The following is an 8832-nucleotide window of genomic DNA, read 5'->3' on the forward strand; positions in this document are numbered from 1 at the left end:
CGCGAGGAAGTCGCCCCCTGAGCCCCAAGCCCTACGCCGCGTTGTTCAGCGGCATTCCGGGAAGAGCCACTCGCCGTTGGACCGCTTGGAGTCGCGGTAACGCGGGTTGCTGCACATCGACCCGAGGGTGGTGCGACCGATGGTGCCGCTATCGTAGGTGGCCTGTGTCTGATCCTGCCAGTTGACTCCAGGGTTGTTGCCGCAGTGGCCCGCGATGATGTCGATGATGAACACCTCGGTGCGGTTGCGCATGTTCGAACCCTCCGGGCCGTAGTAGTACGACACGATGTCTTCCGAGAGCCCCTCGTCGCCGCGCTTGACGTTGAGGGCCCACCGGTTGGTGCCGGTGCGGATGCGCAGTTCGGCCACCAAGTCCTCCATGAACTTGTGGTTGCCGCCGTGCTCGCGGCACGAGTTGAGGAGGTCGAAGGGCTGTCGGCGTCCCAGATCGGCCACGATGCCGAGATAGTCCGTCATGATCTGGCATGCCCGGCCACCACCGGTGCAGCCGTAGCCCGCGTTGGGTCGGAAGGTATTGACCGGGGCGCCCGTTGCTTCCCACGGGTCGAAATACCGGAACGCGCCTGGCAATGTCACATCGACACCGCGGCTTCTCACGGTGACGTCGGCAGTGCCCGCGGCACCGGGACCCGTCACCGCCGTAATCGTGTTGGCGTCGAGGACGGCGACGCTGGTCGCCTCGTTGGCACCGATCTTGACCGTCGTGTCGCCCGCGAGCGAGACGGCGAGTCCGAAGTTCGTGCCCGTGATGGTCACGGGCGTGCCGCCGCCCGGCGCTCCTGACGCGGGCGCGATGCTCGCTACCGTCGGGGGCGGCGGAGCGGACGGCGAGAGCAGCGTTGGCATGGCGTCGGGCAGCACGGCACCGGCGCTGCCATGGCCGCTGAGGATGCCCTTGCCCCAGTACGTCGCGCGCTCCACGATCACGTCTCCATCGGCTTCGAAGAACGCGGCGAACTTCCTGTTGTGCAGGCCCGGCAGCAGCGACGGCGCGATCGTCTCCCGCGACCGTGCCGGCACGACCTTCGTCGTCTCGACGCCGCTCCCTGCCGGAACGCCAGGACCGGGCTCCAGGTAGAACACGCCGCGGACGGTGACGGGCACGTCGGTGTTGTTGAGGACGAGGTAGTAGCTCGTGAAGAGCCTGGGATCGGCGTCGGCGGGATTGCGGAACTGCCGGAAGCCGCCTTCCTGGCCGTCGGCAAAGCCCCACTTGCGGGCGCCCGTCGCGGTGCCCGCCGATGCGTGGCCCTCGCGCAGGCCGCGCCAGTACACGGCACGTTCCGCGACGAACCGCTTGCCCAGCGTGTTCTGCGCGCGTACCGAAAAGGCCTTCTCGGCGCCGGCCAGCTCCTGAGGATACTCACCCGCGAAGACGTTCTCGCGCTGCTGCGGCTGCAGTGTCTTGGTGACAGCCTTGGCGAGGCCGTCGGCTCCGAAGAACTCCACGTCCACGTCGATGGCCTCCGTGGCGCTCGGGTTGTACAGCAGGATGTACGTGTCGAAGTTGATCGGCGATGCGCCCTGCACACCCTCGGCGAAGTACCACACGCTCTGCGGCCGCACGCCCAGTGCCGCATGACCGCCCCGCAGGTTCGGTCCCCAGTACATCGCACGCTCGGCGACGATCGGCACGCCGTTCTCCGACTCGACCTCGATGGCGAAGTCGTACTGCGCGCGTGCACCCAGCGTCGCCTCGAGGGCGGCGTTGGCAAAGAACGTGCGGCGCTGACCCGGAGCGAGCAGGCCGCTGCCGGCGTCGAGGACGTCCTCGCTCTGGTTCGTCAGGTAGCGCACCTTGACGCTCGCGCTGTCGGTCAGCGACGGGTTGCTCACGAGGACGTACGTCTGGAAGCCCACCGATCCGCCTGCCGCGCCCTCGGCAAACGACCAGGTCGTCTCGGGCGCGTTGCTGCCCATCACGTTGTGGCCGGCGCGCATGTCGGTGATGCGGCCCTGGCTGTAGCTGTCGTTGAAGTTGAACCGCCCGCCGCCCCAGTACATCGACCGCTCGACGACGATGTCGGAGGTGGATGTCACTTCGAGCGCCGTGTCGCGGCTGCCCACGAACATGCGCGCATTGATGCCCGCGCGGCTGTACGGCTCGACGGTGGTCTGGCCGACGATGGGCTCGCTGCCGTCCGACGGCAGGAAGCGCAGCGTGACGACCGCCGCGTTGCCCGTCGGGTTACCGATGAGGATCTCTTCTTCGAAGCCGAAGCTTTCGTTGGTGGACCCTTCGGCGAAATACCAGCGCTTCAAATCAGGCGCACCCTGTGCCGGATGCGCACACATCAACGCGGCGGTCGCGCACACGCCGACCGTCGCGAGTCTCAGGGCTCGAAACATGCTGCAACTCTTTCCATGGAAACCGCAGACACACGGCGGCTGGGACCACCGCGCAGCGGGACACTCTCGTTCTGGCCGGCCACGTCCGGGACGGCAATTTCTACCATACTGCCGGCCCGAGAGCCACTTCCCGCACGAGGAGACCCAGCCTCCGCGTGTCGCCATCGGTGCCGGGCGCCGCGGGCTGGACGACGAGCGACGTGCGCAGCGACAGCACGTTCAGCCCGGCGCGCATGTCCCCCGCGGGAACGGTCCACGTCCAGGGGGCGTGCATGGAGCGCGGACCGGCATCGACGCCGTTCACGACGAGGCTCACCGTGTCTGCGGGAGAGGGCGCCCCTGGCGGCTGTGCGTCGAGCGTGATGGTCGTGTCCACGGCCTCGCGCAGCGCCACGACGATGTCCGCGCGTGGTCCCGCCATCCATCGGAACCATCGTCCCGGTCCTTCGTTCTCGGTGAGGTGCCAGCCGGCGCCGAAGTACGCCGCCTGCGTGAGCGTCGGTCGGATGACGAGCGGCGAGCGACGAAGACTCGCGGCGATGGGGACGGGCCAGGTCGTGCAGATGCGCACGGGGTGGGTGGCCTGGGCTGTCGCCTGCGTGACGGTAGTGTCGAGTCGCAGCGCCGTGGCCTCGGTACCGCCGGTCGCGGCTTGCACGCGCGCGTCGTTGCCGTCCGCGTCGCGTACGGCCAGTTCGACCTGACCCGCGCCGTCGGACCACGTCATGCCCAGCACGCCGGACGATGTGGCCGCCGTAACGTCCGTCTGCACGCCGGGCGGAACGTCGATGCAGGGTTCCGCGCGGAACGCTTCCACGGGGACGACCACGTCGGCGCCGAGTGCCGGACCCCTGAGATGACTCGCATCGTCGCCCGCACGCCACGCGAGGACGTGGCCCCGAGCGGTGACGATCAGGATGACGACACCGTCGGACTGCGCCAGCTCGCGGCCACGAAGCGCGATCGAGGCGCGGGTGGCGCCGGCCTGCAGTCGCACGTCGAGTGGCGACAGCACGCCTGTGCGTCCGAGGGAGTCGCCCGGCTGGATGTCGAGACGCGCATCGCTCGCCCGGGCGTCTTCGAGCGCGTCCGCCCGTGCGCCCGTCACGCCCGCGACGAGGTGCGCGCGCGCGCCGCGCACGTCGAGCACGCGAAGGCCGAGACGTCCGAGGACCTGCCATTGGGCCGGCGTGACGGTTGCGGCTGCCGTCGAGGAGATCGCGGCGTAGACGACAGTGCCGGCGGGGAGCGGGGTGAGCAGGGCGTCGAGCGGCATGGCGACGTCGTCGACGGGCTCGAAGCCGACGCCCTGTTGCGCGAGCGTTGCCACGACAGACGAGGAGACGACGAGCGGACGACGGCCGGCGTGCGTCTCGGTCCACGTGACGTCAGGTGCGATGACGGCCGTGACGGGCAGGTGCTGCGTGTGCGTGGCGGCGAGCGCCTTGACGAGCGCGGCGCGCGCCGAGCCGTCGTCCACCAGCGGTGTGTCGTGGCTGACGCGTGCGGCGACCGCCTCCGCCCACGGGCGTGTGAGCGCCACCTGCTGCCTGTCGTGCGTCCAGGGGATGCGCGTCACGAGGAGCAGGAGCCAGATCACGAGGCCGGCGTGCGTCCAGAGGCGGGCTGTCGGTCCGCGCCACTCGCGCAGGTGGGCGAGCCCGGCCGCGACGATCCACCAGGCCCACGGCGCCAGCGCCGCCACGCGGACGTGTGGCGCCATCGTCATCGTGAGGCACAGCACGATGAGTCCGCCACGCCACACACGCGCGTCGTGCGAGGCGCGGCCGGCACGCGTCACGGCGAGCAGCGCCAGCAGGAGTCCGGGCAGTCCGTTCTCGCCGCGCAGCAGCGTCGCCGTCTGCGCGAGCGTCGACGTGCCCGCGCGATACGCCCACGCTTCCCCCGCAACGAGAACCACCACGAGAAGGAACCACCACGGTGTAGTCAGTGATGCGTGCCCGCCGGATGAAATCGGGCGGCTACACCTTTCGTCAGACCGGAGAACGGTGGTCCAGAGACATGCGGTGGCGACGAGGGTGACGAGGCTGGCGCCGAGCGGCGAGCCGGCCTGCCAGGCGGCGACAGGGGATGCCGTCGCGACGAGCGCGAGCAGCGCGGCATCGAGACCGCGCAGGCCAGATCGTCTGAGCGCCACGACGAGCATCGCGGCTGCCAGCGCGGCTGTCAGTGCGACAGCAACGATGGCTCCGGACACGGGGTGTGTCGACGATGCCAGCGCGCCGATGGCGATCTGGATGCCGGAGATCTGACGTGCGGGCCACGCGGCTGGTGCTTCCCACGCGTTCGGGGTGGCCGGCCCCGACGAGAACGGTGCCCATGCGCCCATCGGGACGGCAAGCCACACCGTCGCCACGACGATCGCGGCGACGACGAGCGGCGCCGCCGTGTGCGCCATGCGTACAATGCGCGATGTGCAGGCCATCCCCGGTGGGGGAGTGGTCGTTTCACCTGCCACCGTGCTCACGTCCACTCGTATCTCGTCATCGGTCGCTGTCTGCCTCGCCGTGCTCGTCTCGGCCGCGCTGATTGTCCTTCGTTCCCACGTCTTTCTCCACTACGAGCAAGCTGACTTCGACGCCGATCAGGCCATCGTCGGACTGATGGCCAAGCACCTGTCGGAAGGACGCGCGTGGCCGCTGTTCTTCTACGGGCAGTTGTACATGATGGGCGTGCAGGCCTGGATGGCCGCGCTCGCGTTCTTCGCGACGGGGCCCACCGTGTTCGGCCTCAAGCTTCCGCTCCTCATCATCAACGTCGCCACGGGCGGCCTGCTCGTGTGGCTCCTCGTGCGCGACGCCGGCCTGCGCGCGTGGCAGGCGGCCGTGGCCACGTCCTGGTTCGCGGTGTTGCCACCGCTGACGGCCAGCCGTATGGTGCAGGCGCAGGGCGGCACCATCGAGCCGCTGTTCTACACGCTGATCCTCTGGCTCGTGCGGACGCGCGCCGTGGTGTTCGGACTCGTGTTCGCGTTCGGGTTCCTGCAGCGCGAATTCACGGTGTTCGCGGTGTGCGCGCTCGTGTTCGTCGAGATGGTGACGGGCGAGCTGTTCTCGCGCCGGCGGCTCGCACACTGGCTGGTCTTGCTCCTCGTGTTCGCCGGTGCCCGCGAGGGCGTGACGCTGCTCAGGCACACGGCGTCGATGTTCGGGCCCCACACCGCGGCGCCGCTGCTCGAGGACGGCGTGACCAACGTGGACGTGCTCGCGACGAGTGTGTGTCTGGCGCCGAGTCACGTCGCCGGCAACGCGTCGTGGCTGCTCGGCAACAACGTGCCGGCATTCTTCGGTGTGCTGCGTCAGCCGGCCGGCGCGTTCATCGCCACGGCGCGTCCGACGGGCATGCGGTGGGCGGCGTACCCCGCGTTGCTTGCCGTTGCGGCGGCGTGCGTGCTGCTCGTCGCTCGCGGGCGTACGCCGGGCAACGATACGGGGACCGCGACATCAGGCGACCGCTGGGCGCGCACGGCGTTCCCGCTTCTACTCCTCGTGACGGGTGTGTTCGGGGTGGCGGGCGTGGCCACAGGCTGCAACGTGCGCAGCCTGATGACGATCAGGTATCACCTGCTGCTCGCGTTCCTGCCTGTCGGCCTGACGGCGCTCGCCTTCGTGCGCGGCGGCAGCGGTCCACGCGGGCGATTCCTGTCAGCCGCGATGACAGGCGCGATCGTCGTCTGGGCCGGTGCGATGACATGGCAGCACGTGCAACTCGTTCGCGAATACCGCACGTCGCCGCCGCCGAGCCCGTTCCGGGAACTGGCCGACGATCTGGTCGCGCACGGCGACAGCTACGGGTGGGCATCGTACTGGGTGTCGTACCACGTGGACTTCCTGTCGCAGGAGCGCGTGCAGTTGTCGCCGACGTCGATGATTCGCATCGCCGACTACAGCCGTCAGGCATTCCGCGCCGGCCCCGCGGCCATCGTCGTCGGAACCGACCCCTGCGCTCCCACCGACAGGGCCCGAAAGGTCGCGGTGTGGTGGGTCTGCGGCGGGACTCGCTAGAGGCGGCTTACGGCTCGCAAGGCCGGGCTCGGAGAGGCGGCCCTACGCCCTGAGTCGTGTCCCCGCCGCGATCGTCACCCACGCGGCGAGCCAGGCGACGCCACCGAGTGGGGTGATCGCGCCGAGTGGGCGGATGCCGGTGAGCGCGAGGAGGTAGAGGCTGCCAGAGAAGAGCAGGATCCCCGCGACGAGGAGGATGCCCGCGATGCGCGGCGCCCGCGACGCGCTCTCGCCACACAACCACGCCACGACGAACAGGCCGAGCGCGTGGACGAGGTGATAACGCACGCCCGTCTCGTAGATCGCGAGCATCTCCGGGCTCACGCGGGTCTTCAGCCCATGCGCCCCGAACGCCCCCAGCGCCACGCCGAACGCCATCGCCCACGCCCCCAGCCGAACGAACCGCGCACGATCCATGTGCTGACCCTCTCGCGGGCCGGGCAAGCCCGGTCCTTGCACCTCGGTGATACCCGGTTGCCCGTTGCCGGTTGCCTGTTGCCGGGCTCCCCGTCTCGCGTGAGGATACAATGCGCCGGAAAGGATTACGTCCGCCATGATTCCACACAAGACCCGTCGTGACTTCATCCGCACCGTGGGTGCTGGTGCCGTGGCTGCTGCCGGTTCGATGGCAGTTCCCGCCGTTGCCTCGACTCGCCGTCCGTCCGCACCAGCCCGCAGCCGGGTGATCGGCGCCAACGACCGCATCAACGTCGGCTTTGTCGGCTGTGGCGGACGCATGAACAGCCACATCAACCACATCGTCGGCCGCCAGGCGGCCAAGGGCGACGTGCAGGCCGTGGCCGTCAACGACATCTGGGAGACGCGCAAGAAGGCCGCGCAGGAGAAGACCAGCGTCGAGGCGTCTGCGGTCTACCACGACTACCGCGAACTCGTCGCGCGTCCAGACATCGACGTCGTGGTGATCTCCTCGCCCGACCACTGGCACTACGCGCACGCGATGGCCGCGCTCGAAGCGGGCAAGGACGTCTACCTCGAGAAGCCGATGACCTACACGGTGGACGAGGCGCGTCGCATCGCCGAGTACGTGAAGGCCAACGGGCGCATCCTGCAGGTGGGCAGCCAGTACACCTCGCTCAGCCACTTCCACAAGGCCAAGCAGGCCATCGAAGACGGCCTCATCGGCGACGTGGTGTGGGCGTCGGGCGGGTTCGGCCGCAACAGCACGAAGCGCGGCAACGAGTGGAACTACAGGATCGACCCCGACGCCAATCCATCGAACCTCGATTGGAAGGCGTTTCTCGGCAGCGCGCCGAAGCGTGACTGGGATCCCGCGCGCTACTTCCGGTGGCGCAAGTACTGGGATTACTCCGGCGGCATCGCGACGGACCTCTTCTATCACACGGTGTCGCCGATCCTCATGGCGGCTGGGCCCGCGTTCCCGGTGCGTATCAGCGCCAACGGCGGCATCTACGTGCAGAAGGATCGCGAGGTGCCGGACACCTTCTTCATGAACGTCGACTACCCGAGCTGGACGATGCAGCTGGCGTGCTCGGTGACGAGCGGCAAGGGCGCGCCGCTGGTGTTCCACGGCTCGCAAGGCACCATCATGGTGGCCGAAGACAGCGAGGGCTTCCAGAACACCGAGATCGTCGTCATTCCCGATCGCGACTACAAGGACGACTTCGTCAAGAAGACCGGTTCCGAGGAGTTGCGCATCGCGGTGCAGCCGTTCGTGCGCGGCGAACATCCGCACATGGACAACTTCCTCGACTGCGTGCGCTCGCGCCAGAAGCCGAACCTCGACGCCGATCTCGGCTACAAGGCGATGGCGGCCATCGGCGGCGGCGTGACGGCGTATCGCAAGAACAAGATCGTCGGGTTCGACCAGAAGTCCGAGAAGCTCACGTAAACGATGTCAGGTCCGATCTCGCAATTCATCGATCGCCACTTCCGGCACTTCAACGCCGCGTCCCTCAAGGACGCGGCGGATGCGTACAGCGCGCACATCGACGCCGGCGGCTCGATGCTCGTGACGCTGGCCGGTGCGATGAGCACTGCCGAACTGGGGCACTCGCTTGCCGAGATGATCCGGCAGGGCAAGGTGACCGCCATCTGTTGTACCGGCGCGAACCTCGAGGAAGACGTCTTCAACCTCGTGGCGCACGATCACTACGTGCGCCTGCCGAACTATCGCGATCTCACGCCGGCCGACGAGCAGGCCCTGCTCGAACGCCATCTCAATCGCGTCACCGACACGTGCATCCCCGAAGGCGAGGCGATGCGGCGGATCGAGTCTGCCGTGCTGGAGCGCTGGGTCCACCACGACAAGGCGGGCACGCGGCGATTCCCGCACGAGTTCATGTACGAGATCCTCCTCAGCGGCGTGCTGAAGGAGAGCTATCAGATCGATCCCGCCAACTCGTGGATGATCGCGGCAGCCGAGCGCAACCTGCCGATGATCGTGCCCGGCTGGGAG

General features: G+C 68.7%; 6 protein-coding genes. 3 read left to right on the forward strand and 3 right to left on the reverse strand.

What is annotated here, in order from left to right; genetic code table 11:
- Positions 1 to 45: 45 nt before the first annotated feature.
- On the reverse strand, positions 46 to 2535 hold the full coding sequence (locus IT182_12360) for an IPT/TIG domain-containing protein (GenBank protein MCC6164133.1): 2490 nt from the start codon (positions 2533 to 2535) through the stop codon (positions 46 to 48).
- On the reverse strand, positions 2471 to 4789 hold the full coding sequence (locus tag IT182_12365) for a hypothetical protein (GenBank protein ID MCC6164134.1): 2319 nt from the start codon (positions 4787 to 4789) through the stop codon (positions 2471 to 2473). The genes IT182_12360 and IT182_12365 overlap by 65 nt, the downstream gene beginning before the upstream one ends.
- On the opposite strand from IT182_12365, the gene IT182_12370 reads away from it, so the two are divergent.
- Complete coding sequence (locus IT182_12370; GenBank protein ID MCC6164135.1) at positions 4788 to 6395, forward strand: hypothetical protein; 1608 nt, start codon at positions 4788 to 4790, stop codon at positions 6393 to 6395. The two genes, IT182_12365 and IT182_12370, sit on opposite strands and share 2 nt — an antisense overlap.
- A 42-nt stretch (positions 6396 to 6437) precedes the next feature.
- Here the strand turns inward: IT182_12370 and IT182_12375 are convergent, their stop codons facing one another.
- Complete coding sequence (locus IT182_12375; protein MCC6164136.1) at positions 6438 to 6812, reverse strand: DUF423 domain-containing protein; 375 nt, start codon at positions 6810 to 6812, stop codon at positions 6438 to 6440.
- Positions 6813 to 6948: 136 nt separating this feature from the next.
- Between IT182_12375 and IT182_12380 the strand changes: the two genes are divergently transcribed.
- Positions 6949 to 8265 (forward strand): Gfo/Idh/MocA family oxidoreductase, encoded by a 1317-nt coding sequence (locus tag IT182_12380; GenBank protein ID MCC6164137.1) that lies wholly within the window; start codon positions 6949 to 6951, stop codon positions 8263 to 8265.
- Positions 8266 to 8268: 3 nt separating this feature from the next.
- Positions 8269 to 8832, forward strand: a 564-nt coding sequence (locus IT182_12385; GenBank protein MCC6164138.1) for a deoxyhypusine synthase family protein, incomplete at its 3' end; no start/stop codon positions are given.

The sequence above is a fragment of the Acidobacteriota bacterium genome, from assembly GCA_020845575.1.
Taxonomy (GTDB): domain Bacteria; phylum Acidobacteriota; class Vicinamibacteria; order Vicinamibacterales; family Vicinamibacteraceae; genus Luteitalea.